Below are 25,211 nucleotides of genomic sequence, written 5' to 3'. Positions count from 1 at the left end.
TGCGTGTTCTCCGGATGTGCTGGCACTCGGATTGACCGAGTGCCAGAGGCCCCCTAGAGTTGGCGTTGGCACTCTCCTGTGCGAAGTGCCAACCCGGTTTTCATCTGTACCGAGTCCGTACCGAGAAAGAAGAGGTCACCGTGGCCGTCAGCATCAAGCCGCTCGAGGATCGCATCGTCATCCGCCAGGTCGAGGCGGAGCAGACCACCGCTTCCGGTCTGGTCATCCCCGACACCGCGAAGGAGAAGCCCCAGGAGGGCGAGGTCGTCGCCGTGGGTCCGGGTCGGATCGACGACAACGGCAACCGCGTCCCGCTCGACGTCGCCGTGGGTGACAAGGTCATCTACTCCAAGTACGGCGGAACCGAGGTCAAGTACTCGGGCGAGGACCTGCTGGTCCTGTCGGCCCGCGATGTCCTCGCGGTCATCGTTCACTGAGTCGAGTACTCACCGCGGACGCCCCGTCCGGCCTTCGGGCCGACGGGGCGTTCGTGCGTCCGGGGCCGGTCACCCGGGTGCGCCGGTCCTGATCAGCCCGCGCACCCCGCCTGGAGGCCCGGTGCGCGTCCCACGCGTCGGCGGTCGTTCCTAGGATGGTTCCGTGAGTGAACCGAGTCCGGCGCGACCCGTCCGCAGCGAGGCATCCGTCGGCGTGGTGCAGGCGATCGTGGCGTACGGGCTCTGGGGACTGATGCCCCTGCTCTTCGCGGCCATGGCCCCCGCGGCGGCGTTCGAGATCGTGTCGTGGCGGATCGTCTTCGGCCTGGTGTTCTGCGCGGTGGCGATCGCGGTGACCCGGTCGTGGCTCCGCACCCGGACCCTGATGGCCCAGCGCCGGGTGATGCTCGTCATGGGGCTCGCCGCCGTCCTGATCCTGGTCAACTGGACCGTCTACGTCCTCGCGACGACCTCCGGCCACACCGTCGAGGCCGCGCTCGGCTACTTCATCAACCCGCTCGTCACCATCGCGCTCGGCGTCGTGGTCCTGCGCGAACGCCTGCGTCCGGCGCAGTGGGCGGCCGTCGGGCTGAGCGTCGTGGCGGTCGTCGTCATCGCGATCGGCTACGGGCAGATGCCGTGGATCTCGCTGGCCCTGGCGTTCTCGTTCGGACTGTACGGCCTGGTGAAGAAGCGGGTCGGCGGCACCGTGGACGCCCTGAGCGGCCTGACGATCGAGACCGTGTGGCTGCTGCCGATCGCCGTCGTGGCGCTGGTGGTGCTCGGTGTGACCGGGCTCGGTGGCGGTGTGACGTTCACGAGCGAGGGCTGGGGGCACGCGGTGATCACGGTGCTGACCGGGCCGGCGACCGCGGTGCCGCTGCTGCTCTTCGCGTCGTCGGCACGCCGGGTGAGCCTGTCGACGCTCGGGCTGACCCAGTACCTGGCGCCCGTGATGCAGCTGCTCGTCGGGGTGCTCGTGCAGCACGAGGAGATGTCGGCCGGACGCTGGTTCGGCTTCGGCATCGTGTGGCTCGCGCTCGTGGTGCTGACGGCGGACTCGTTCGCCGCCGCGCGGGCGTCCCGTCGCCGGGCGCTCGCACCCACCCCGGCCGAACCGGTCTGACGGACGCGCCACGGGCCTCCAGGCCGCGCGTCGGTCCGTCCTGCTGCGGCGACGGACCCTGCCCTGCCGCGCATCCCGGTCACCGACGCGAAAGCGACAGGCCCCCACGGAAGTTCCGTGGGGGCCTGTCGCTTTCGCGAGCGGTGCTGGGCTGAGCCCTACTTCTTCACCGCACCCTGGATGGCGCTCTGGTAGACGGGCTTGTTGTCGCCGTCGAACTTGTAGATGCCGATGTAGGCGGCCGACGGGTCGTTGTTCTCGTCGAACGGACCGATGCCGGACGGGCCGGTGTAGTGGATGTCCTTGCCGTCGTCCAGGAGCGTCTTGCACTCCTTGAACGTCGCGCACTCGGTGCCGCCGTCAGCACCCGACACCGCAGCCATGTTGGCCTGGATCGTGCCGGAGTCGGTGCCCTTGCCCTTCACCGCGGCGAGGGCGGCGAGGATGGTGGCGTCGTAGGACTCCGCCGCGTACGAGTAGTCGGCGAGCGTCTTGCCCGACGAGTCCTTGTAGAACGCAGCGAGCTGCTTCTTGAAGTCGTCCTTCGGCGAGGCACCGGGGATGGTGCCCTGGGCGCCGGTCAGGGTGCCCTTGTCGAAGTCCTTCGAGTAGTCCGCCGTGTTGCCGTCGGACATGTAGATCTTCGCCTCGTTGCCCTGCGAGACGAGCTCCGGGATGATCGACTTCGTCTCGTCGAAGGCGAGGACGACGATCGCGTCGGGCTTCGCGGCCAGGGCCGCGGTCACCTCGGACGAGAACGTGGTCTGGCCGGGTGGGAACTCCTGGCCCTCACCCTTGCCGCCGTAGACGACCTGGCCACCCGACGCCTCGACCGCAGCCTGCACCGAGTTGCGCAGGCCGGTGCCGTACGTGTCGTTGAAGACCAGGAAGGCGACCTTCGCGTTGCCGTCACCGGTCACGAGCTGGCCGAGCGCGGAACCCTGCACCGAGTCCGGCGGTGCGGTCCGGTAGTAGTACGACGAGTAGCCGGAGAGGTCGGTCGCGGTGTTCGCGGGCGAGATCTCGACGATGCAGTTGCTCGTCAGCTGGTCGATGACGTTCAGCGTCACGGACGAGGACTCGGCACCGATCGCGACCGGCACCTTCGCGTTGACGAGCTTCGTCGCGGCGGAGCTCGACACGGTCATGTCGTTGCTGTCACCGGAGTCGGTCGCCGGGTCGATCGTGACGTCCTTGTCGAGGACGCCGCCCGCGGCGTTGATGTCCTTGACGGCCAGGCCGACACCGGACTCCGCCGGCGGGTTGAGGTAGGCCAGCGAACCGGTCAGGGGCAGGATCGTGCCGATCTTCAGCGCGTCCGTGCCGGGGGTGTCCGGGGCCTTGCAGCTGGCGGCGGGATCCTTCTTCGCATCGCTCGACGCCGAGCTCGAGGGGGAAGCACTGCCGGTGGTGGAACACGCGGCGAGGAGGACGGCTGCTGCGCCCGCCAACGCCAGTGCCGCGGTGGCACGGGTGGTTCTGATCATCCGTGGAGCCCTTTCTCTGCGCGGAGGCTGTGCCGCTTCGGGTGAATGCGACGCCTCCACTGGATGTCGAGAAAGGTAGGGTCCGTGTGTTTCGCCCGTGTGACGGGGCGGTACGCAAAGGTGTTTCGTTACCGAGCCGTGACGTTCCTGTGCGCAGGGACAGGGATCGGCGCAGGAGCGACGGTGCCGTCGTGGCGACCCGACCTGCGCCAGGCGGATGGTCCGGCAGGGCGCCCGGGAGGCCCGGCGTACGTTCCGCCGCATGAGCGACTTCCAGCCCACCACAGCCATCGTCACCGGCTCCGAATCCGGGATCGGCCGTGCGACCGCCGTCGCACTCGCCGAAGCCGGCATGGACGTCGGCATCACCTACCTGTCCGAACCCGACCGTGCCGAGGAGACCGCGGAGGAGGTCCGGAAGACCGGCCGTCGTGCCTTCGTCGAGCAGATCGACGTCTCCGACCTCGCCGGGGCGGCAGCCGTCGTCGACCGCCTCGTCTCGCAGCTGGGCGGCGTCGACGTCTTCGTGGCCGACGCCGGCACCGGCGACAACGCCCCGTTCCTCGAGATGACCCTCGACCAGTGGCGCCACACCGTGTCGACCGACCTCGACGGGGCCTTCGTCACGATGCAGGCCGCCGCGAAGCACATGGTGCAGGCCGGCGCCGGCGGCCGGATCATCGGCATCACGAGCGTGCACGAACACCAGCCCCGCTACGGCTCGAGCGCCTACGACGCCGCGAAGCACGGGCTCGGCGGCCTGCTGAAGACCATGGCGATCGAGCTCGCCGAACACGGCATCACCGTGAACGCCGTCGCCCCCGGCGAGATCGCCACCCGGATGACCGGCGCCGAGGACGAGGACCCGCACACCATCGACCGCCCCGGTGTGCCGCTCGGCCGTCCGGGCAACGCGTGGGAGATCGCGGCCGCCGTGGCGTTCCTGGCCTCGCGTGCGTCGTCCTACATCACCGGGGTGTCCCTGCCGGTGGACGGCGGGATGCTGCAGATGGGCCCGCACGGCGGCTCGCACATCACGTCGAACGACTGGCGTTCGGCCTGACGCGTCCGCGTACGAACGCCAGACGCCCCCGCTCCGTCCGGAGCGGGGGCGTCTGGTCGAGTGCTGCTAGCTGCGGTAGTTCGGCGCCTCGACGACCATCTGGACGTCGTGCGGGTGGGACTCCTTGAGCCCCGCCGCCGTGATGCGGACGAACTTGCCACGGGCCTTCAGCTCGGGGATCGTGCGACCGCCGACGTAGAACATCGACTGCCGCAGCCCACCGGTGAGCTGGTAGACGACGTTGCCGACCGAGCCGCGGTAGGGCACCTGGCCCTCGATGCCCTCGGGGATGAGCTTGTCGTCGTTCGGCACGTCCGCCTGGAAGTAGCGGTCCTTCGAGTACGAGGTCTTCTTGCCACGGGTCTGCAGGGCCCCGAGGGACCCCATGCCGCGGTAGGCCTTGAACTGCTTGCCGCCCACGAACACCAGGTCACCGGGGGACTCGTCGGTGCCGGCGAGCAGCGAGCCGAGCATGACGGTGTCGGCACCGGCCACCAGGGCCTTCGCGATGTCGCCCGAGTACTGCAGGCCACCGTCGGCGATGATCGGCACACCGGCTTCACGTGCGGCGAGGGAGGCCTCGTACACGGCGGTCACCTGCGGCACACCGACACCGGCGACGACGCGCGTGGTGCAGATGGAGCCCGGTCCGACACCGACCTTGACGGCGTCCACACCGGCGTCGATGAGCGCCTGGGCGCCCGCGCGGGTGGCGACGTTGCCGCCGATGACGTCGATCGCGTCGAACGTCGGGTCGGCCTTGAGGCGGCGGACCATGTCGAGCACACCTTCGCTCTCGCCGTTGGCGGTGTCGACGACGAGCACGTCGACGCCGGCGTCACGCAGGGCCTCGGCACGCTGCCAGGCGTCGCCGAAGAAGCCGATCGCGGCACCGACGCGGAGCCGGCCCTCGTCGTCCTTCGTGGCGTCCGGGTACTGCTCGCTCTTGTCGAAGTCCTTGACGGTGATGAGGCCGCGGAGCTTGCCGTCGGCGTCGACCAGCGGCAGCTTCTCGATCTTGTGCTGCGCGAAGATGGCGATCGCCTCTTCGGGGTCGATGCCCTCCATCGCGGTGATCAGCGGGGCCTTCGTCATCACGTCGCGCACGTACGTGGTGGCCTGCTCGAACGTGGCCACGAAGCGCATGTCGCGGTTCGTGATGATGCCGACGAGGGTGCCGTCCTGCTCGACGACCGGCAGGCCGGAGACGCGGAACTGGCCGCAGAGCGCGTCGACCTCGGCCACGGTGGCGTCCGGGGTGGTCGTCACCGGGTTGGTGATCATGCCCGACTCGGAGCGCTTGACCTTGTCGACATAGGCAGCCTGGTCCTCGATGGACAGGTTGCGGTGCAGGATCCCGATGCCGCCCTGGCGCGCCATGGCGATGGCCATGCGGGCTTCGGTGACGGTGTCCATCGCGGCGGAGAGCAGCGGGACGTTGACGGAGATCCGCTTGGTGAGCCGTGACGCCGTGGACGCCTCGCTCGGGATGACGTCGGTGTGCCCGGGCAGCAGCATGACGTCGTCGTACGTGAGTCCGATGAATCCGAACGGATCCGGCTGGTCCATGGGTCCCCTTCGTGGGCGAGTGAAGTGTCGAGACACCGGGAACACGACGACGGGTTCCGGATAGGACATGGTAACGCGAGCGGCTGTCGCCGCATTCCGCCTGGAGGCACGGATCGCGCCCGCCTCGGAGCATTCCTCCACAACGTCACAGTTCGGGTACGAATCACACAGGGAACGTGTTGGAAACACGGGTGTCACAAAATCCCCATAGGTTCCTCGTCATCCGAACGAGAGGCTCTTCCGTGGGATCCATCACTCCTCCGGGACGGGCGCAGCCGCGCCTGTTCCGCCTCCGCCACGCACGACGACGACCGGTCCTGGCGGCCGTGCTCGTCGCCGCGTTCCTGGCGACCTTCCTGATCGACTGGGCGGTCACCCTGCCGGCCTTCAGTGCCACCTCGGCACCGGCCACCAGCCAGGCGTGCACCGTCAGCCCCGACAACGGGTGCATCCAGGGCACGATCACCGACTCCGAGCGTGAACCGGCCGAGGGCGTCGACGTCGACGTGACCGGCCCGAGCGGCTTCGACCAGACGGCCACGACCAACGGCGACGGCCGCTGGTCCGTCAGCGTCGACACGGCCGGCGAGTACACGGTGAGCGTCGACCAGGGCACCCTGCCGAAGGGTCAGTACCTGACGAACGCCGCCGACGCCGATCGCAAGGTGCAGGCCACCCTGAACGCCAACGTCGGGCAGATCTTCCAGCTGTCCGACCAGAAGGGCGCCACGACCTCGACGGACTCGTCGGGCGTGAGCATCCAGCGGGCCTGGCAGCAGTTCGCCTCGGGTCTCCGGCTCGGGCTGCTCATCGCACTGGCGTCGATCGGGCTCTCGCTCATCTACGGCACGACGGGGCTGTCGAGCTTCTCGCACGGTGAGCAGGTCACCCTCGGCGGTCTGCTGGCGTACGTGTTCGCCAACCAGCTCGGCTGGAACATCTGGGTCACCGGGATCGTCGTCACGCTGTTGTGCGCCGCGACCGGGTACCTGCAGGACGCCGCGATCTGGCGCCCACTCCGGCGACGGCGCATCAGCCTCACGCAGCTCATGATCGTGACGATCGGTCTGTCGATCGCCGCCCAGTACGCGTTCCAGTACTTCTTCGGTGCCTCGACGGTCCGCATCCAGCAGGGCAACCCGGAGACCGTGCGGTTCGCCGGCGTCACCCTGACGGTGCAGTCCTACGTCGCCATGGGGATCGCGCTCGTGGTCCTCGTCGCGACCGGGCTCTTCCTGGCGAAGACCCGCTTCGGCCGGGCGACCCGCGCCGTGTCGGACAACCCGGCGCTCGCCGCGGCCTCCGGCATCGACGTCGACCGGGTGATCCGCTTCGTGTGGACGCTCGCCGCCGGCCTCGCGGGACTCTCCGGTGTGATGCTCGGACTCGTCCTGAACGGCGTGAACTGGCAGACCGGGCTCCAGCTGCTCCTGCTCATGTTCGCCTCGGTCACGCTCGGTGGCCTCGGCACCGCGTACGGCGCCCTGGTCGGCTCGATGATCATCGGCGTCGTCGTGGAGCTCACGAACCTGGTGCTCCCCGGTGACTTCAAGTACGCCACCGCCCTCGTCATCCTCATCCTCATCCTGCTGTTCCGGCCGCAGGGCATCTTCGGCCGCGCCGAGCGGATCGGCTAAGGGAGCACGCGCATGGACTACATCCTCAACCTGCTGTCCTCGCTCACCCAGGAGGCACTCGCCCCGACCACGGCGGCGTTCGCGCTGGCCGCGATCGGCCTGAACGTGCACTTCGGGCTCACCGGCCTCGTGAACATGGGCCAGGCGGCGTTCCTGCTGCTCGGCGCCTACGGCTTCGCGATCTCGATCACCAACGGACTGCCGTTCGTGATGGCGGTCCTCATCGCCCTGCTCGTCGCGATCGTGTTCGCGATCATCCTCGGCATCCCGACCCTGCGGTTGCGCGGCGACTACCTGGCGATCGTCACGATCTCCGGCGCCGAGATCATCCGCATGGTGGGCCGCTCGAGCCTGCTCACCTCGACCACGGGTGGCTCGAACGGCATCACCGGGTCGAGCTACCGCGACCCGTTCACCGCCCTCAGCCCGCTGCCCGACGGCACCACCACGATCCTGTGGTTCACGTACGCGAACAACGGCGTCAACGGCTGGTGGATCCGCATCGCGGCGTGGGCCATGGTCGCCCTGTTCACCCTGGTGCTCTTCCTGCTCATGCGCAGCCCGTGGGGCCGCGTGGTGAAGGCCATCCGCGAGGACGAGGACGCCGTCCGCTCGCTCGGCAAGAACGTCTACTCGTACAAGATGCAGGCGCTCGTGTTCGGTGGGGCGCTCGGTGCGATCGCGGGCATCATCTACGTGCTGCCGAGTTCGGTGCAACCGGACGCCATGGGCCGCTCGATGACGTTCTTCATCTGGACGGCGCTCATCCTCGGTGGTGCGGCGACGGTGTTCGGACCGGTGCTCGGAGCCGTGCTCTTCTTCGTCGTCCGGCTCTTCATCCGCACGCTGGCCGGCGACTTCATCCCCGACTCGATCATGAACGCGCAGCAGGCCGAGCAGTTCTCGTACGTGCTCGTCGGCGTCGCGCTCATGCTGCTCATCGTGTTCCGTCCACAGGGGTTGCTCGGCAACAAGAAGGAGCTGACGTTCAGTGTCTGAGACCTACGGCCACCCCAAGGCCGACCCGATCCTCACCGTCGACGACGTCACCCGCCGCTTCGGGGGCATGACCGCCGTGGACGTCGACCACCTCGAGGTCCAGCGCGGCTCCATCACGGCTCTCATCGGCCCGAACGGCGCCGGCAAGACCACGTTCTTCAACCTGCTCACCGGGTTCGACAAGCCGAGCCCGGGTGCGAAGACGCAGTTCAACGGCGCCACGCTGCAGAAGACGAGCGCGACGCACATCGCGAACAAGGGCATGGTCCGCACCTTCCAGCTGACCAAGGCGCTGTCGCGGCTCACCGTGATGCAGAACATGCTCCTCGGTGCCCGCGACCAGCCCGGCGAGAACTTCTTCGCCGCCCTGGTCAAGCCGGTGTGGGCGAAGCGGGAGCGCGAGATCACGGCCAAGGCCGAGGACCTCCTCGCCCGGTTCAAGCTCGACACCAAGGCAGACGACTACGCCGGTTCGTTGTCCGGCGGGCAGCGCAAGCTGCTCGAGATGGCGCGGGCGCTGATGTCCGACCCGACGATGATCATGCTCGACGAGCCGATGGCCGGCGTGAACCCCGCGCTCACCCAGTCGCTCCTCGGGCACATCCAGTCCCTGCGCGACGACGGCATGACCGTGCTGTTCGTCGAGCACGACATGCACATGGTCCGGCACATCTCGGACTGGGTGGTCGTGATGGCCGAGGGCAAGGTCGTGGCCGAGGGCCCGGCGGACACGGTGATGGACGACCAGGCCGTGATCGACGCCTACCTCGGTGCGCACCACGACACCGACCTGGGTGACGACTCGCTCCTCACCGAGGAGACCTTCGAGGAACTGGCGGAGGAAGTCGCCGAAGAGGACGCAGCAGAGGAGACGACCCGATGACGGACGCAACGGACCCCACGAACGCGAGCAGTGCCTCCAGTCCGTCTCCGGCGGCCACGCTGGAACGCGAGCCGGTGCTCAGCGCGAAGAACCTCGTCGCCGGCTACCTGCCGGGCGTGAACATCCTGAACGGCTGCGACCTGGACTGCTACCCGGGCGAGCTCATCGGCATCATCGGGCCGAACGGTGCGGGCAAGTCGACGCTCCTGAAGGCGCTGTTCGGGCTCGTGTCCATCCGCGAGGGATCGGTGACCCTGCAGGGGGACGACATCACGAACCTCAAGGCGAACAAGCTCGTGCAGGCCGGTGTCGGCTTCGTGCCGCAGACGAACAACGTGTTCCCCTCGCTGTCCATCGAGGAGAACCTGCAGATGGGGCTGTACCTGCGGCCCCGGAAGTTCGCCGAGCGGCTCGAGGTCATCTACGACCTGTTCCCGGTCCTCGCGCAGCGGCGGAACCAGCGGGCCGGATCGCTCTCGGGCGGTGAGCGGCAGTCCGTCGCGATGGCCCGTGCGCTGATGATGGACCCGAAGGTGCTGCTGCTCGACGAGCCGAGCGCCGGACTGTCCCCCGTGCGCCAGGACGAGACGTTCCTGCGGACCCGCCGGATCAACAAGGCCGGTGTGTCGATCATCATGGTGGAGCAGAACGCGCGACGCTGTCTGCAGATCTGCGATCGTGGGTACGTGCTCGACCAGGGGAAGAACGCGTACTCGGGCACCGGGAAGGAACTCGCTGACGACCCCAAGGTCATCGAGCTCTACCTGGGGACGCTCGCCAAGGACGTCGACGCACAGCGCTAGCGCTGTCGTCGGCTACGGGTACCGCTGTGGGGGTGGTATCCGTGACGGGTGGGGCCGTGCGTGGTCGCTTCGCGCCGCACGGCCCCGCTCCTGTACCCGGCCAGGAGGCGCTACTCGCCCCTGGTTGCATGGCTGTGGTCGCATGACGCCGTCGTGTTCCGTCGACGCCGCGGTCCCGTCGAGACGCCTCGGAATTCGGCGGCGTCTCGACGGCGTGGCGGTGTCCTGCGCTGACGACGGCGTCTTCGGCTGACGACGGCGTCGCCCGTTGCACCCGGCCAGGAGGCGCGGCTCGCCCCGCGCGGGTCGGTATCGTTCCGCGGGTGCGCACCTCCGGACCCCTCGTGCTCGACGCCCTCGTCTGGCTCGTGTTCATCGCGCTCTTCGTCGGGGCGGCGCTGCTCGTCAAGGTCGCGGCCGTGCTGCTCGTCGTCCTCGTGGTGCTCGCGCTCCTGCTCGGCTTCGTGCTGCGGGCGCTCCGGAAGCGCCGACGGGCCCCGCGGCGTCCGCGCTGACGGCTGCGCCCGCACCGTCCGGCCCGTGCACGCCGCAGAGCCCGCCCGGTAGGCTGTCCGAGTGAGCGAAGTCGAGATCGGTGCAGGCAAGCGCGGACGTCGGGCGTACGCGTTCGACGACATCGCGGTGGTCCCCTCCAGGCGGACGCGTGACCCGCGCGACGTCAGCGTGCAGTGGTCGATCGACGCGTTCACGTTCGCGTCGCCGATCCTCTCGGCGCCGATGGACTCCGTGTCCTCGCCGGCGACGGTCATCCAGATGGGCAAGCTCGGCATCCTCGGTGTGCTCGACCTCGAAGGTCTGTGGACCCGCTACGAGGACCCGACCCCGTACTACGACGAGATCAAGTCGCTCACCGACGGCAACGTCACGAAGCGCATGCAGGAGATCTACTCCGAGCCGATCAAGGCCGAGCTGATCACCGCACGCCTGGCCGAGATCCGCGCGGCCGGGGTGCCGGTCGCCGGTTCGCTCAGCCCGCAGCGCACCCAGGAGTTCTCGAAGACGGTCGTCGACGCCGGTGTCGACCTGTTCGTCATCCGCGGCACCACGGTCTCCGCCGAGCACGTCTCCCAGACCGAGGAACCCCTCAACCTCAAGAAGTTCATCTACGAGCTCGACGTCCCGGTGATCGTGGGCGGTGCCTCGACGTACACGTCGGCGCTGCACCTCATGCGCACCGGTGCCGCCGGTGTGCTCGTCGGCTTCGGCGGCGGCGCAGCGTCGACCACCCGCGCCGCGCTCGGCATCCACGCCCCGATGGCCACCGCCGTCGCGGACGTCGCCGGTGCCCGTCGTGACTACCTCGACGAGTCGGGCGGCCGGTACGTGCACGTCATCGCCGACGGCGGGCTCGACACCGCGGGCGACATCGTCAAGGCCATCGCCGTTGGTGCCGACGCCGTCATGCTCGGCACCGCGCTCGCCCGCGCGACCGAGGCCCCGGGTGGCGGCTACCACTGGGGTGCCGAGGCGCACCACCCCGAGCTGCCCCGCGGCCGCCGGGTCGAGGTGGGCACGATCGCCCCGCTCGAGAACGTCCTGAACGGTCCGACGCCGACCCACGACGGCCGCGCGAACCTGGTCGGTGCCCTCCGCCGCTCGATGGCGACGACCGGATACTCCGACGCCAAGGAGTTCCAGCGAGTAGAAGTGGTCGTGGCGCCGTACCACCAGTGACGGTGGCACCCGGGCACGACCCCGGGTGACGCCACGGCGCCGACCGTGACCCGGAGGCGACGATGGCCAAGTCCAGCACGACGAAGCAGACCAGCACGGCCGGACGTCCGCGTGACGTCGCGCCCGGCGTGGGGTTCGACCCCGCGGCGAAGCTCGGGCCGGACGAACGTGCGGCCGCGATCGAGACGCTGAAGACCAAGGAGCTCGACGTCCTGGTCGTCGGCGGCGGGATCGTCGGTGCTGGCAGTGCGCTCGATGCCGTGACCCGCGGCCTGAGCGTCGGCATCGTCGAGGCCCGTGACTGGGGCTCGGGGACGTCGAGCCGTTCGTCGAAGCTCGTGCACGGCGGCATCCGCTACCTGGAGCAGCTCAACTTCGCACTCGTCCGCGAGGCCCTCATCGAACGCGGCCTGCTGCTGCAGCGCATCGCTCCGCACCTGGTGAAGCCCGTGCGCTTCCTCTACCCGCTCAACCACCGGGTCTGGGAGCGCTTCTACATCGGGATCGGCATGGCGATGTACGACGTGTTCAGCTGGTCCGGTGGCCGTCCGCCCGGCGTCCCGCACCACCGGCACCTCAGCCGGAAGCAGGTGCTCAGGAACATGCCCGGGCTCAAGAAGGACGCCTTCGTCGGCGGCATGACGTACTACGACGCCCAGGTCGACGACGCCCGCTACGTCGCGTCCCTCGTGCGCACCGCCGCCTCGTACGGCGCCGAGGCAGCGAGTCGCGTCCGCATCGAGGGGTTCATCAAGGTCGGGGAGCGCGTGGTCGGCGCGCAGGCCCACGACATCCAGACCGGTGAACGGTTCGAGATCCGCGCGAAGCAGGTCGTCAACGCCACCGGGGTCTGGACCGACGACACCCAGGCGATGATCGGCACCCGCGGCCAGTTCAAGGTGCGGGCGTCGAAGGGCGTCCACCTCGTCATCCCCCGTGACCGGTTCCAGTCGAACACGGGCATGATCCTGCGCACCGAGAAGAGCGTGCTCTTCGTCATCCCGTGGGGCCGGCACTGGCTCGTCGGCACGACCGACACCGACTGGTACCTCGACAAGGCGCACCCGGCAGCGACCGCGGCGGACATCGACTACATCCTCGAGCACGTCAACAAGGTGCTCGCCGTCCCGCTCACCCGCGAGGACGTCGAGGGCGTCTACGCCGGACTCCGCCCGCTGCTGGCGGGGGAGTCCGACCAGACCTCGCAGCTCAGCCGCGAGCACGTCGTCGCGCACACCGTGCCCGGGCTCGTCGTGGTCGCCGGCGGCAAGTGGACCACCTACCGGGTGATGGGCAAGGACGCCATCGACGAGGCCGTCGCGGCCATGGACGGCAGGATCCCGGAGTCGACGACCGAGGACATCCCGCTCCTCGGCGCCGAGGGCTACCCGGCCGCGTGGAACCGACGCGCCCGCACCGCACGGAGCTTCAACGTGCACAAGGTCCGCATCGAGCACCTGCTCAACCGGTACGGGACCCTCGCGACCGAGGTGCTGCAGCTCGTCGAGCAGGACCCCGCGCTCGCCGAACCGCTTCCGGGGGCCGACGACTACATCGGCGCCGAGGTCGTCTACGCCGCCTCGCACGAGGGCGCCCTGCACCTGGAGGACGTCCTCGCCCGTCGTACCCGCATCTCCATCGAGGCCTGGGACCGCGGCGAGTCAGCAGCGCCCGTCGCCGCGAAGCTCATGGCGGACGTGCTCGGGTGGGACCAGGAGACGACCGAGCACGAGGTCGCGAACTACCTGAAGCGCGTCGCCGCCGAACGGGAGTCGCAGCTGCAGCCCGACGACGAGAGCGCGGACCGCGTACGGCTCGAGGCCCCGGACATCGCGTTCGGCTTCGACGAGGACGACGTGGTCGTGGGCGGCGGCCGTTCGGACGGCGCCGAGGGCGCGAAGGCGTCCGACGAGCAGGTCGTCGGCGAAAAGACGAGCGAGCCGGAGTAGCGAGCCGGAGTAGCGAGGCCAGCAGACGCCGTCGTGTCGCCGAGACGCCGGCGTCTGCGGGTTGAACAGGACGCCGTCGTGTCGTGTTGACGCCGTCTGGTCGTCGAGACGCCGCCGGATCCGGCGGCGTCTCGGTGTCGACGAGGCGTCTCGACAAGACGACGGCGTCTTGCGGAGTCCACCCGTGCCTCCAGACCGGAAGGACGGAAGACCGGACTGGAGGCCCGTGGTGCGTCCGTCAGGCGGCGTGCGCCCGCAGGGCGGCGCGGCGCACGTGCGCCGCCTGGCCGACCACGAGCACCACCGGGATCCCGATCAGCGCGACGAGGCTCGTCACGTAGAGCACGCCCGACCAGATCGTGTGGGCACCGCCGCCGACCCCGTAGGCGTCCGCGACGTCCATGCCGAGGGCGATCGCCGCCACGAACGACATCGGCGTCCCCATCACGACGACGGCGAGCAGCACTGCCGCGATGACGTGCGCCCTCGCCCGGGTGATGAGCAGCAGCACCGACAGCCCCGCGGCGAACAGGACACCGACGACGGCGATCCCGATGACGGTCGCGATGTCCACTCCGACCGCGAAGCCCTGCTCCGAGAGCTCGGCGTGGATCTCCGCCAGGGTCGCACCGGGGACCGCGGCGAGCGGGTCCAACACCAGTGCGTTCACCGCCAGCAGTGCTGCGTACAGCGCGACGACCAGCACCCCGACGACGGCCACGACGATCCGTGTTCTCCCCATCCACAGAACAGTAGCGGGAGGAATGCGCGGGGTCACCGGGTGGTTAGCATGGGGGTACTCGAAGAGGGAGCCATCATGGTCGACGTCCATCGCGTCAAACTCCCCGGAGTCGGCGTGCTGCACAGCTTCTACACCGACGACGGTGGCAAGTGCGGTGTCATCACGCACCGGTCGGGGCACTCCGACCTCATCTCGTTCGCCGACGTCTCCGACGGCGCGGACAAGTCCGAGAAGGTCTCGCTGCGTCTCAGCGAAGACGAAGCGCACACGCTCGCCGAACTCCTCGGCGGCACCCGGATCACCGAGGGCCTCGACAAGCTCGACGAGATCCCCGGGCTGTCCATCGACTGGTTCTCCGTCGACTACGACGACGCCATCGCGGGCAAGCCCCTCGGTGACCTGCACGACTCGGGGTTCATCGGCCTGACCGTCGTCGCCGTGGTCCGTGGCGACAGCGCCAACCCGGCGCCCTCGTCGGACTTCGTCGTCTTCCCCGGAGACACGATCGTCGTCGCCGGATCCCCCGAGAAGGTCGCCAAGGCGTTCTCCTTCTACCGCAGCGGAGAGCTTGCGGCCGCCTCGGCCGAGGCCCCGCGGAAGAGCTAGCGCATGCACCTGGGTGGTGAGCTGCTCACCATCGGTGTGCTCTTCGTCATCGCCTACGTCCTGGGACGGCTCGGCAAGACCATCGGTCTGCCGGCCATCCCGATCTACATGGTGGTCGGACTCGTCGCGAGTCCGAACACGCCGTGGTTCGGGCTGAGCGTCGAGTCCCACACGATCGAGCTCATCGCGACGTTCGGGCTCATCCTGCTGCTGTTCAACCTCGGGCTCGAGTTCGACCAAGAGGAGTTCTACGGCAACGCCGGCAAGCTCCTGGTGTCCGGCGGCACCTACGTCGTCATCAACATGGGCGTCGGGTTCGCCTTCGGGTTCTCGCTCGGCTGGGGCACCCGCGAAGCCCTGATCATCGCCGGCATGACGGCGACGTCCTCGAGCGCCATCGTGACGAAGCTCCTCATCGAGCTCCGGCGCCTGGCGAACGACGAGACCCCGATGATCCTCGGCGTCACCGTGATCGAGGACGTCTTCATCGCCGTCTACCTGGCGATCGTCTCCGTCGTGCTGTCCGGCGACACCAACGTCTGGGCCGTCGTCGGCAAGTTGGCACTCGCGTTCGGGTTCCTCATCGTGATGTTCACGCTCGCGCGCTTCGCGGGCAAGTGGGTGTCGAAGATCTTCGCCACCCGTGACGACGAGCTGTTCACGGTGCTGTTCTTCGGACTCGCGGTCATGTTCGGCGGCATCGGCGACCTGCTCGGCGTGACCGACGCCATCGGTGCCTTCGTCATCGGCCTGCTCTGCGGAGCGACCCGGTACCGCGACCGCATCGAACAGCTCGCCCTGCCGATGCGCGACGTCTTCGCCGCGTTCTTCTTCGTCAACTTCGGGCTCGGCCTCGACCTGTCGACCTTCGGCGAGGTGCTCTGGCCCGTCCTCGGTGCCATCGGCATGACGGTCGTGCTCAACGCGGTCGCCGGCCAGATCGTCGCGCGGATGAACGGCTTCAACGTCCAGCAGGGCATCAACACCGCCGTCATCCTGGTGAACCGTGGCGAGTTCGCGCTGATCCTCGCGACCCTGTCGGCTGCCGCCGGGCTGGAGGCGCGGATCACCGCCTTCGCGGGCCTCTACGTCCTCTGCATGGCCGTCCTCGGGCCGCTGCTCGCGGTGAACTCGGACCGGATCGGCCGCCTCGTGGTGCGTCCGGGCCGGCTCATCCGCCTGCGCGGACGCCTGGGCGGCCGACGTGCCGTCGCCGCCGCAGCCGCTGCCGAGAGCGCCGAAGCGGCCGAGGCCGAGGCGGACGCGACCGCCGCGGCGCGGAAGGCCGAGCGGGACCGCCAGTTCGCCGAGGAGTTCGCGCTCGTCGAGGCGGCTGGCAGGGACGAGCGAGACAATGAGGGGTCCGACCCGACGTCCGCCCCCGTGACGTCGCCGGTCGAGATCCCCGCCGAGCGCCCCGAGCGCCCGGTCCGACAGCGCGATCCGGAGTACTGATACAGATGTGGGCCGTTGCCCGACGACCGAGGTGGATCGCGCTGCTGTTGCTGGCGCTCGTGCTGGCGGCGGTGTTCGCCGGGCTGGGCAAGTGGCAGCTGGAGCGGTCGATCGCCAACGGCAAGCCCCTGCCGGCAACCACCGAGACCCGCCGCACGCTCGAGGCGGTCACCACCCCCGAGCGCCCCGTCAGCGAGAGTCTCGCCGGGCAGAAGGTCACCGTCACCGGTACCTTCGTCGCCGACGACACCACCGTCCTGACCGGCCGCACCGGGGGTGGGAAGTACCAGACCGTCGGTCACCTGGTGGACTCGGATGGTGGGGCGAGCCTCCCGGTCGTCATCGGGTGGTCCGACCAGCGGCCGGCCGCCGTCGCCGGGGGCGAGCGCCTGGCGGACGGCCAGACGCTCACGATCCAGGGTCGCTACTACCCGGCGGAGTCGCCCGACCAGGACGCCTACAAGAAGGGCGAGTACTCCGCAGTCGCCCCCGCCCGGTTCGTGAACACCTGGCAGGCCTTCGACGACCGCATGTACCTCGGGTACGTCGTCGCCGACGGCACGACCGCGAAGGCCGCCGACCTCGGCACCATCGCCGACCGTGCACCGTCGCGCGAGGTCCAGTTCGACTGGCTCAACCTCTTCTACGCGATCGAGTGGGTCGTCTTCGCCGGCTTCGCCGTGTTCCTCTGGTACCGGTTCGTGAAGGACGCCTGGGAGCGCGAGCAGGAAGAGGAGCGCGAGGCAGCCCTCGCCACCGAAGTCGACGCGCTCCGACGGTAGGATTGCCGGCATGGCCCTGACCGTCCGAACCCGTGACATCCCCAAGATCCCGGGGGCGGTGAAGTGGTACCGCGTCTCGGCGTACATCACCGGTGTGCTGCTGCTCGCCCTGGTGGTCGAGGTCATCATCAAGTACACGCCGCTGCAGCTCGAGATGCAGCTCGGCAACGGTCCGTTCTTCGTGCCCAACGGCACGGCGGGCGAGACCCCGGGCACGTTCAACCTGTCGATCGCGATCCTCATCGCCCACGGCTGGCTGTACGTGCTCTACCTCTTCACGGACTTCCGTCTGTGGAGCATCATGCGCTGGAGGCCGTCGCGCTTCCTGCTCATCGCCCTCGGGGGCATCATCCCGTTCATGTCCTTCGTGGTCGAACACCGCATGCAGCAGCGGGCCATGGACACCTACCACGAGCTGATCGCTGCCCAGCAGCGTGAGAAGGAGGCCGCTCGGTGAGCGAGACCGAACAGCGTCCCGTCCTCGTCGTCGACTTCGGGGCCCAGTACGCGCAGCTCATCGCGCGTCGGGTCCGTGAAGCGAACGTCTACAGCGAGATCGTGCCGCACTCCATCACCGCGGACGAGGTCCGCGCCAAGGACCCGGCGGCCATCGTGCTGTCCGGTGGTCCGTCGTCCGTGTACGAAGAAGGCGCGCCGTCCCTCGACGGTGACATCCTCGACCTCGGCGTCCCCGTGCTCGGCATCTGCTACGGCTTCCAGGCCATGGCGACCGCCCTCGGCGGCGAGGTCGCGAACACCGGTCTGCGCGAGTACGGCGCCACCGACGTGACGCTCGCCCCCGGCACCAGCACCCTGCTCGGCGACCAGCCGGCGGACCAGGTGACGTGGATGTCGCACGGCGACTCCGTGGCCAAGGCACCGGCCGGGTTCGAGGTGCTCGCCTCGAGCGCATCGACGCCCGTCGCGGCGTTCGCGTCCGACGAGCGCAAGCTCTACGGCGTGCAGTGGCACCCCGAGGTCAAGCACTCCGTGTACGGCCAGGCCGTGCTCGAGAACTTCCTGCACCGTGCCGCGGGCCTGCCCGGCGACTGGAACTCCAGCAACGTCATCGAGGAGCAGGTCGCCCGCATCCGCGAGCAGGTCGGTTCCGCGCGGGTCATCGCCGGGCTCTCCGGTGGTGTGGACTCCGCCGTCGCCGCAGCCCTGGTGCACAAGGCCGTCGGCGACCAGCTGACCTGCGTCTTCGTCGACCACGGGCTCCTGCGTGCCGACGAGCGGAAGCAGGTGGAAGAGGACTACGTCGCCTCCACCGGCGTCCGGCTCATCACGATCGACGCCGAGCAGCAGTTCCTCGACGCCCTCGCCGGCGTGAGCGACCCCGAGCAGAAGCGCAAGATCATCGGGCGCGAGTTCATCCGCACGTTCGAGGGTGCAGCCGAGGCACTCGTGCTCGAGGCCCAGGCGTCCGACTCCGATGCCGAGGTCAAGTTCCTCGTGCAGGGCACGCTCTACCCCGACGTCGTCGAGTCCGGCGGCGGAGCGGGTACCGCCAACATCAAGTCGCACCACAACGTCGGCGGCCTGCCCGAGGACATGACGTTCGAGCTCGTCGAACCGCTGCGCACCCTGTTCAAGGACGAGGTCCGCGCGGTCGGCCGCGAGCTCGGGCTGCCCGAGGTCATCGTCGGTCGTCAGCCGTTCCCCGGCCCGGGCCTGGGCATCCGCATCGTCGGCGAGGTCACGAAGGAGCGGCTCGAACTGCTCCGCGCGGCCGACAAGATCGCCCGCGAAGAGCTCACCGCGGCTGGCCTCGACCAGGAGATCTGGCAGTGCCCGGTCGTACTGCTCGCCGACGTCCGCTCCGTGGGCGTGCAGGGCGACGGCCGGACCTACGGACACCCGATCGTGCTCCGTCCGGTCTCGTCCGAGGACGCCATGACCGCCGACTGGACGCGTCTGCCGTACGACACCCTCGCGAAGATCTCGAACCGCATCACGAACGAGGTGCCCGACGTCAACCGGGTCGTGCTCGACGTCACGTCGAAGCCGCCGGGGACGATCGAGTGGGAGTAGGGCTCCCCTGAGCCACGAAGGCCCGGTACGCGTCACGCGTGCCGGGCCTTCGCGCGTCCGGTGGCGGTGCCTGGGTCGGTGCCGGAGTCGCACGAACTGCCGTCGGCCGGGACGTGTGACGGCAGTTCGCGCGACCCGGGCGCTGCGCGTGCGGCGTGTTGTGCGACCTCGGGCGGCTGGAGTCGTGGGCGTGGGCGCTCCCGGGGCCGTCGAGTGGTCACGACACCCCGCGGGCCCGGCGCCGAGGGGTCACGAACTGTCGGCTGGCCCCGGCCCGGACGACACTTCGTGACCACTCGGCGGGTGACCGGCGGGGTGTTGTGACCACTGGGGCCGCTGCCGCTCGCGCGTCCACCGGCCCGGGAACGACGAAGGGCCCCGGCAGCGCCGGGGCCCTTCGCGTGTGCGGTGGTACTAGTTGCGCGAGCTGCTCGCGAGGATGGCGAGGATGCGCAGGATCTCGAGGTACAGCCAGACGATCGTCACGATCAGGCCGAACGCCGCGGTCCAGGCGTAGATGCGGGGAGCACCACGACGGACACCGGTCTGGATCTGGTCGAAGTCGAGGATCAGCGAGTACGCCGCCATGACCACGACGAGGATGCCGATGATCACGCCGAGCGGGATTCCGAAGATCGTGATCCCGAGGGCACCGAACGCGGTGTCCGTCACTCCGGTCCACATCAGGACCAGGTTGATGAGCGAGAACACCATGTACCCGACCATCGCGACGAGGAAGAAGCGCGTGGCCTTCGGCGTGGCGCGGACCTTGCCCGATGCGAAGAGCGCGAGCGTCACGGCGAAGACACCGAGCGTCCCGAACACCGCCTGGGTGACGATGCCACCCCACATCGAGTTGTACGCGCCGGAGATGCCACCGACGAACAGACCCTGGACGAACGAGTACGTCAGGATCAGGCCCGGTGACGGCTTCTTCTTGAACGTGTTCACGAGGCCGAGCACGAGGCCGACGACCGCCGCGACGATCCAGACGGCCGGGGGCAGGTTCCAACCGGCCACCGCGCCGACGACGAGCACGCCGAACGCGAGCAGCGTCTTGACGATGGTGTCTTCGTACGACATGCGGTCGGTGTCCACCGGGGACGCAGTCGGACGGTCGTACATGTACTGCAGCTGCTCGGGGGTCATGCCGCCCTGGGCCTGCTGCGGGGTCTGTCCCCAGCCGGCCTGCTGCTGACCAGCACCGCGCCCGCCCCAGGTGTTTGCCCCCTGTGCGTTGAAGGCGGGGGACTGGTCGAAACCGGGCTTGAAGGCCATGGTGTCCTCTTCCTAGGAGATTCGAGTCCTCTCAGCCTAGGGGCGCTCGGTCGCGGAAGGCTGAGGATTCGCGGCGAGCGGACGCGGGCCCAGCGGGCCCCGTCGAGGGAAGCCTAGGGTCGCCCGCTGCACGCGCGCCCCGAGGACGTCGAGAGTCCGCCGTCGAGCCAGCCGAGCCCGTCGAGCGCGCCCGTCCCGACGGCAGCGCCGGGTAGAGCCAGGTGACGAGCGCGACCGAGATCGTCATGAGCAGGAACCACGCCACGATCTTCGTCGGTGCCACCGGCTGCCACACCGCGAGCTGCGCCGGGTAGCTCCACGCCCCGGCCCAGGTCGCGACGTTCTCCGCCGCCCAGATGAACACCGCGACGAGTCCCATCGCGACGAGCACGGGCATCCGCAGCGTCGCCCGGTGGATCCGCACGTGCATGGTCGTGCGGGCGAAGAGCAGCAGCACGAGCGCGAGCAGCACGTACCGGGCGTCGGCGACGAAGTGGTGGCCGAAGAAGTTCAGGTAGATCCCGCCCGCCACGACCGCCAGCAGCCACTGCCGCGGGTACCGGTCGAACCGCAGGTCGAACAGCCGGTAGACCCGCACCATGTACGACCCGACGGCGCCGTACATGAACCCCGAGAACAGCGGCACCCCGGCGACGACGAACAGCCCACCCGGCTCGTAGGTCCACGAGCCCATGTGGGTCTTGAACACCTCCATCACCGTGCCGACGACGTGGAACAGCAGGACGACCCGGAGCTCCCGCACGGTCTCGAGCCCGAACACGAGCATCCCGACCTGCAGCAGCACGGCCGCGATCGTCAGGACGTCGTTCCGCATCGCCGCGGGCACCGTCAGGTGCACCACCGCCATGGTCGCGAGCAGCAGCGCCCCGAACGCGCACGCCCAGGCCTGCTTCGCGCCGAACACCAGGAACTCGGTGACGAACACCCGGACGGGTCGGTGCGGCTGGTGCCCGGCGTCGAGCAGACGGCGTGCGGCCCGGTCGATCCGGGCCTCGACGGCGGTGGAGAGCGAACGGACGGTCATGCGGCGATGGTCGGCGTCGTCGCTGTAAACGACGGGCCTCGGAGCGCCGGGTGTGTCCCGCGACACAGGTGCCCCGCTGGTCACCCGCGGCAAGTAGGGTCGCGCCATGACCCTCGTGATCGCCCACCGCGGTGCGTCCGGCTACCGTCCCGAGCACTCGCGGAGCGCGTACGAGCTCGCGATCGAACTCGGCGCCGACGCGATCGAACCGGACCTGGTGCCCACGAAGGACGGCGTGCTGGTGCTCCGGCACGAGAACGAGGTCTCGGGCACCACGGACGTCGCCGACCACCCCGAGTTCCGGCACCTGCGCACGACGAAGACCGTCGACGGCCAGACCCTGACCGGCTGGTTCACCGAGGACTTCACGTGGGCCGAGCTGCAGACGCTCCGCACCCGCGAGCGCCTGCCGGTGCTGCGTCCGGGATCCGCCGAGCACGACGGTGCGCAACCGATCCTGCGGCTCGTCGACCTGCTTGCGATCCTCGACGCGGCGCCCCGCCCGGTCGGGCTCGTCGCCGAGGTGAAGCACGCCGCGTCCTTCGACCGCGCCGGGTTCCCGATGGGTGCACTCGTCGACGCCGCGCTCGGCGAGGCCGGGTGGCGGCAGGACGAGCGGCTCACGGTGGAGAGCTTCGAGAAGGGCGTGCTGCGCGACCTGCGCGAGCGGGGGACCGGTGGTCGGCTCGTGTACCTCCAGGAGGCCCGTGGCAGCGCCGCGGACGAGGTCGCGTCCCACGGGTCGCTCGCCCCCACCTACGCCGCCGAGCGCTCCGAGGACGCGCTCGCGTCGTTCGCGACCGAGTTCCACGGCATCAGTGTCGACCTCGGCACCCTGATGGCCGGTGTCGACAGCGTCGCACTCGACGACCCGACGCCGGTGCGCAGCGCGATCGTCGAACGCGCCCATGCCGCCGGGCTCGCGGTGTACACGTGGACCCTCCGGCCGGAGAACCGGTTCCTGCCGTCGCCGCTGCGTCGTGGTGGCGACGTCGCGGCGTTCGGCGACTGGGAGCGGTGGTTCACGTCCGTGATCCGCACCGGACTCGACGGGGTGTTCGCCGACCACCCCGACCTGGCGGTGCTCGCCCGGTCCGCTGTCGGAGGTCCCGCCTAGACTGTCCCGGACATGACGATCGTGCTCGACCCCTTCGAATCGACGCCCGAACCGGGCGCCGGTGCCCGCGCGTACGAAGACCCGTTCACCGCGGGTCTGAACCCCCAGCAGAAGGAAGCCGTCGAGTACCGCGGCGAGTCCCTGCTGATCGTGGCCGGTGCCGGTTCCGGCAAGACGAGCGTGCTCACCCGCCGCATCGCGCTGCTGCTCGCCAACCGCGAAGCCTGGCCGTCGCAGATCCTGGCGATCACGTTCACGAACAAGGCCGCGGCCGAGATGCGCGAGCGCGTCCGGGCCCTGGTCGGTGGCGAGGCCGAGGGGATGTGGATCTCCACGTTCCACTCGGCGTGCGTGCGCATCCTGCGGCGCGAAGCCGAGCGGTTCGGGTTCCCGCAGTCGTTCACGATCTACGACTCCGCCGACTCCAAGGCGCTGCTGAAGCGGATCATCAAGGAGCTCGAGGCCGACTCCCTCGGGCTGACCGTCGGCGCCGCGGCGTCGAAGATCTCGAAGCTCAAGAACGAGCTGCAGGACATCGACACCTACGCGCGCAACATCAACGTGAACGACCCGCAAGAGGTCATGTTCACCGAGGTGTTCCGGCGCTACACGAACGAACTCCGCCGGGCGAACGCGTTCGACTTCGACGACCTCATCGGGCAGACGGTGTTCCTGTTCCGGGCATTCCCGGACGTCGCCGCCCTGTACCAGCGCCGCTTCCGGTACATCCTGGTCGACGAGTACCAGGACACGAACCACGCCCAGTACGCCCTGATCCGTGAGCTCACCCGCCCGGTTCCGGTCGAACAGGTCGACAAGCTCGAGGACTCCGGCCAGCACGTCGCCCGGATGCGGGAGACCGACGGGTCGATCGCCCCCGCGTCCCTGACGGTGGTCGGCGACTCCGACCAGTCCATCTACGCCTTCCGCGGGGCGGACATCCGCAACATCGTCGAGTTCGAGCGGGACTTCCCGAACTCCAAGACGATCCTGCTCGAGCAGAACTACCGCTCGACCCAGAACATCCTCGACGCGGCGAACGCCGTCATCGCGAACAACTTCGACCGCCAGGCGAAGAGCCTGTTCACCGACGTCGGCGCCGGCGAGAAGATCGTCGGCTTCACCGGGTACACCGGCCACGACGAGGCGCAGTTCGTCGCCGACGAGATCCAGCGCCTGCGTGAAGACGGCATGGACTACCGCGACATGGCGGTGTTCTACCGGACCAACTCGCAGACCCGTGCACTGGAGGAGATCTTCATCCGTGCGGCGATCCCGTACCGGGTGCTCGGCGGCACGAAGTTCTACGAGCGTGCGGAGATCAAGGACGCCATGGCGTACCTGATCACGGTCGCCAACCCGGCCGACCCGATGGCGCTGCGCCGCATCCTCAACGTGCCCAAGCGCGGCATCGGCTCGGTCACCGAGACCACGCTGCAGCGCTACGCCGACGAGCACGAGACCACGATGCGCGACGCCCTGCGGCACGCGGGCGAGCTCGGGTTCGGGCCGAAGGTGCGGAACGCCATCACCGAGTTCGCGGCGCTGCTCGACGCCGTGTCCGAGAAGGCCCCGACGCAGCCGGTGGTCGACACCCTGACGCAGCTGCTCGACGGCTCCGGACTGCTCGACAACCTGCGGAAGTCGCCCGACGCGCAGGACGCCGCCCGCGCCGACAACATCGACGAGCTCGTGGCCGTGACGCGTGAGTTCCAGAAGAACAACCCCGAGGGCACGCTGTCGGACTTCCTGACCGAGGTCTCGCTGGTCGCCGCGGCGGACGAGCTCGACGACTCCTCGGGCACGGTCTCACTGATGACCCTGCACACCGCGAAGGGCCTGGAGTACGACGCGGTGTTCCTGACCGGCGTCGAGGAGGACCTGCTCCCGCACCGGATGTCCGCCAACGAACCCGGCGGTCCGTCGGAAGAGCGCCGGCTGTTCTACGTGGGCATCACCCGCGCCAAGAAGGTCCTGTTCCTGTCCCTCGCGATGACCCGCGCCCAGTTCGGTGACGTCAACGTGGCGATGCCCTCGCGCTTCCTGCAGGAGATCCCCGAGGGGCTCATCGAGTGGAAGCAGTCCCCGGGCATGGCGAACAGCCGCGGTGGCACGCAGCCCCGTGCCCTGAACGCCAAGCGCGACGGCGGCTTCGGCGGCGGTGGCGGCGGCGGCGGTGGCTACCGCGGTGGTGGTGGCTGGGGCGGCGGCTCGTACGACCGCGCAGCGGCTGCCTCGAAGACCCGTCCGAAGACCGAGTGGGCGAACCGGGTGTCCGGGCAGGTGCGCGACAACGGCGACATGGAACTCGTCGCCGGTGACCGCATCAAGCACGTCGACTTCGGCGAGGGCACGGTGTCCGCGGTGACGGGGCAGGGTGCCAAGCGCATCGCCGAGATCGCGTTCGACTCCGCGGGCCGCAAGAAGCTCCTCATCAAGATCGCCCCGATCGAGAAGCTGTAGGAGCCCTCACCGGTCCACACCGAACCGGCAGCCGCGGCCGG

The 25,211-nt window shown here is 69.4% G+C and carries 22 protein-coding genes; 17 read left to right on the top strand and 5 right to left on the bottom strand.

Features of this window, described 5'->3' with window-relative positions:
- The first annotated feature begins 140 nt into the window (after window positions 1-140).
- Window positions 141-437, top strand: a complete 297-nt coding sequence (groES, locus tag DEJ08_RS16720) for a co-chaperone GroES (RefSeq protein WP_017885484.1) — start codon at window positions 141-143, stop codon at window positions 435-437.
- A 163-nt stretch (window positions 438-600) separates the two neighbouring features.
- A complete protein-coding gene (gene rarD, locus DEJ08_RS16715) occupies window positions 601-1,563 on the top strand; it encodes an EamA family transporter RarD (RefSeq protein WP_111053742.1) in 963 nt (320 codons plus the stop codon).
- 158 nt (window positions 1,564-1,721) lie between these two features.
- Here rarD and DEJ08_RS16710 read toward each other — a convergent pair whose 3' ends face one another.
- The gene (locus tag DEJ08_RS16710; RefSeq protein WP_111053743.1) at window positions 1,722-3,050 is read right to left on the bottom strand and encodes an ABC transporter substrate-binding protein; all 1,329 of its coding nucleotides are present in this window, start codon (window positions 3,048-3,050) and stop codon (window positions 1,722-1,724) included.
- A gap of 262 nt (window positions 3,051-3,312) precedes the next feature.
- On the opposite strand from DEJ08_RS16710, the gene DEJ08_RS16705 reads away from it, so the two are divergent.
- Window positions 3,313-4,113: an SDR family oxidoreductase gene (locus tag DEJ08_RS16705; protein WP_111053771.1), complete on the top strand. Its 801-nt coding sequence runs from the start codon at window positions 3,313-3,315 to the stop codon at window positions 4,111-4,113.
- Window positions 4,114-4,179: 66 nt separating this feature from the next.
- On the opposite strand, the gene guaB is transcribed toward DEJ08_RS16705, so the two are convergent.
- Complete coding sequence (guaB, locus tag DEJ08_RS16700; RefSeq protein WP_071404638.1) at window positions 4,180-5,682, bottom strand: IMP dehydrogenase; 1,503 nt, start codon at window positions 5,680-5,682, stop codon at window positions 4,180-4,182.
- 242 nt (window positions 5,683-5,924) lie between these two features.
- Between guaB and DEJ08_RS16695 the strand changes: the two genes are divergently transcribed.
- From DEJ08_RS16695 to DEJ08_RS16665, 7 genes are all read left to right on the top strand, one after another.
- Window positions 5,925-7,319 carry a branched-chain amino acid ABC transporter permease gene (locus DEJ08_RS16695; protein WP_241660400.1) on the top strand — a complete coding sequence of 465 codons (1,395 nt, stop codon included), beginning with the start codon at window positions 5,925-5,927 and terminating at the stop codon, window positions 7,317-7,319.
- A 12-nt stretch (window positions 7,320-7,331) separates the two neighbouring features.
- Complete coding sequence (locus tag DEJ08_RS16690; RefSeq protein WP_027466698.1) at window positions 7,332-8,318, top strand: branched-chain amino acid ABC transporter permease; 987 nt, start codon at window positions 7,332-7,334, stop codon at window positions 8,316-8,318.
- Window positions 8,311-9,201, top strand: a complete 891-nt coding sequence (locus tag DEJ08_RS16685) for an ABC transporter ATP-binding protein (protein WP_027466697.1) — start codon at window positions 8,311-8,313, stop codon at window positions 9,199-9,201. Before DEJ08_RS16690 ends, DEJ08_RS16685 begins: the two co-directional genes overlap by 8 nt.
- Window positions 9,198-10,004, top strand: coding sequence for an ABC transporter ATP-binding protein (locus DEJ08_RS16680; RefSeq protein WP_027466696.1), 807 nt, complete (start codon window positions 9,198-9,200; stop codon window positions 10,002-10,004). The genes DEJ08_RS16685 and DEJ08_RS16680 overlap by 4 nt, the downstream gene beginning before the upstream one ends.
- A gap of 323 nt (window positions 10,005-10,327) precedes the next feature.
- Window positions 10,328-10,519, top strand: coding sequence for a hypothetical protein (locus tag DEJ08_RS16675; protein ID WP_027466695.1), 192 nt, complete (start codon window positions 10,328-10,330; stop codon window positions 10,517-10,519).
- 61 nt (window positions 10,520-10,580) lie between these two features.
- Complete coding sequence (locus tag DEJ08_RS16670) at window positions 10,581-11,699, top strand: GuaB3 family IMP dehydrogenase-related protein (RefSeq protein WP_027466694.1); 1,119 nt, start codon at window positions 10,581-10,583, stop codon at window positions 11,697-11,699.
- Window positions 11,700-11,761: 62 nt separating this feature from the next.
- Window positions 11,762-13,648, top strand: a complete 1,887-nt coding sequence (locus DEJ08_RS16665; protein WP_071245430.1) for a glycerol-3-phosphate dehydrogenase/oxidase — start codon at window positions 11,762-11,764, stop codon at window positions 13,646-13,648.
- Between the two features lie 238 nt (window positions 13,649-13,886).
- Here DEJ08_RS16665 and DEJ08_RS16660 read toward each other — a convergent pair whose 3' ends face one another.
- Window positions 13,887-14,390 carry a hypothetical protein gene (locus DEJ08_RS16660; protein WP_146248431.1) on the bottom strand — a complete coding sequence of 168 codons (504 nt, stop codon included), beginning with the start codon at window positions 14,388-14,390 and terminating at the stop codon, window positions 13,887-13,889.
- A gap of 75 nt (window positions 14,391-14,465) precedes the next feature.
- Between DEJ08_RS16660 and DEJ08_RS16655 the strand changes: the two genes are divergently transcribed.
- From DEJ08_RS16655 to guaA, 5 genes are read left to right on the top strand one after another with little or no spacing between them, the layout of a single operon-like run.
- Window positions 14,466-14,996 (top strand): cation:proton antiporter regulatory subunit, encoded by a 531-nt coding sequence (locus DEJ08_RS16655; protein WP_017885470.1) that lies wholly within the window; start codon window positions 14,466-14,468, stop codon window positions 14,994-14,996.
- 3 nt (window positions 14,997-14,999) lie between these two features.
- Complete coding sequence (locus DEJ08_RS16650) at window positions 15,000-16,451, top strand: cation:proton antiporter (protein ID WP_111028990.1); 1,452 nt, start codon at window positions 15,000-15,002, stop codon at window positions 16,449-16,451.
- Window positions 16,452-16,498: 47 nt separating this feature from the next.
- Window positions 16,499-17,233, top strand: coding sequence for an SURF1 family cytochrome oxidase biogenesis protein (locus DEJ08_RS16645; RefSeq protein ID WP_181438906.1), 735 nt, complete (start codon window positions 16,499-16,501; stop codon window positions 17,231-17,233).
- A gap of 10 nt (window positions 17,234-17,243) precedes the next feature.
- A complete protein-coding gene (locus DEJ08_RS16640; RefSeq protein WP_017885467.1) occupies window positions 17,244-17,690 on the top strand; it encodes a DUF3817 domain-containing protein in 447 nt (148 codons plus the stop codon).
- A complete protein-coding gene (gene guaA / locus DEJ08_RS16635; protein WP_110863189.1) occupies window positions 17,687-19,267 on the top strand; it encodes a glutamine-hydrolyzing GMP synthase in 1,581 nt (526 codons plus the stop codon). Before DEJ08_RS16640 ends, guaA begins: the two co-directional genes overlap by 4 nt.
- Before the next feature lie 414 nt (window positions 19,268-19,681).
- Here the strand turns inward: guaA and DEJ08_RS16630 are convergent, their stop codons facing one another.
- Together DEJ08_RS16630 and DEJ08_RS16625 are read right to left on the bottom strand one after the other, a co-directional pair.
- Window positions 19,682-20,545 (bottom strand): Bax inhibitor-1/YccA family protein, encoded by an 864-nt coding sequence (locus DEJ08_RS16630; RefSeq protein ID WP_111053746.1) that lies wholly within the window; start codon window positions 20,543-20,545, stop codon window positions 19,682-19,684.
- Between the two features lie 31 nt (window positions 20,546-20,576).
- Window positions 20,577-21,590 (bottom strand): DUF817 domain-containing protein, encoded by a 1,014-nt coding sequence (locus DEJ08_RS16625; RefSeq protein WP_111053747.1) that lies wholly within the window; start codon window positions 21,588-21,590, stop codon window positions 20,577-20,579.
- Between the two features lie 106 nt (window positions 21,591-21,696).
- On the opposite strand from DEJ08_RS16625, the gene DEJ08_RS16620 reads away from it, so the two are divergent.
- Together DEJ08_RS16620 and DEJ08_RS16615 are read left to right on the top strand one after the other, a co-directional pair.
- Window positions 21,697-22,707, top strand: coding sequence for a glycerophosphodiester phosphodiesterase family protein (locus tag DEJ08_RS16620; RefSeq protein WP_111053748.1), 1,011 nt, complete (start codon window positions 21,697-21,699; stop codon window positions 22,705-22,707).
- Window positions 22,708-22,719: 12 nt separating this feature from the next.
- A complete protein-coding gene (locus DEJ08_RS16615; RefSeq protein ID WP_110863185.1) occupies window positions 22,720-25,170 on the top strand; it encodes an ATP-dependent helicase in 2,451 nt (816 codons plus the stop codon).
- The last annotated feature ends 41 nt before the right edge of the window (window positions 25,171-25,211 follow it).

Source organism: Curtobacterium sp. MCLR17_054 (assembly GCF_003234335.2).
GTDB lineage: Bacteria > Actinomycetota > Actinomycetes > Actinomycetales > Microbacteriaceae > Curtobacterium > Curtobacterium flaccumfaciens.
Note: the sequence above shows the minus strand (reverse complement) of the source record. Positions and strands in the feature narration are given on the sequence as shown.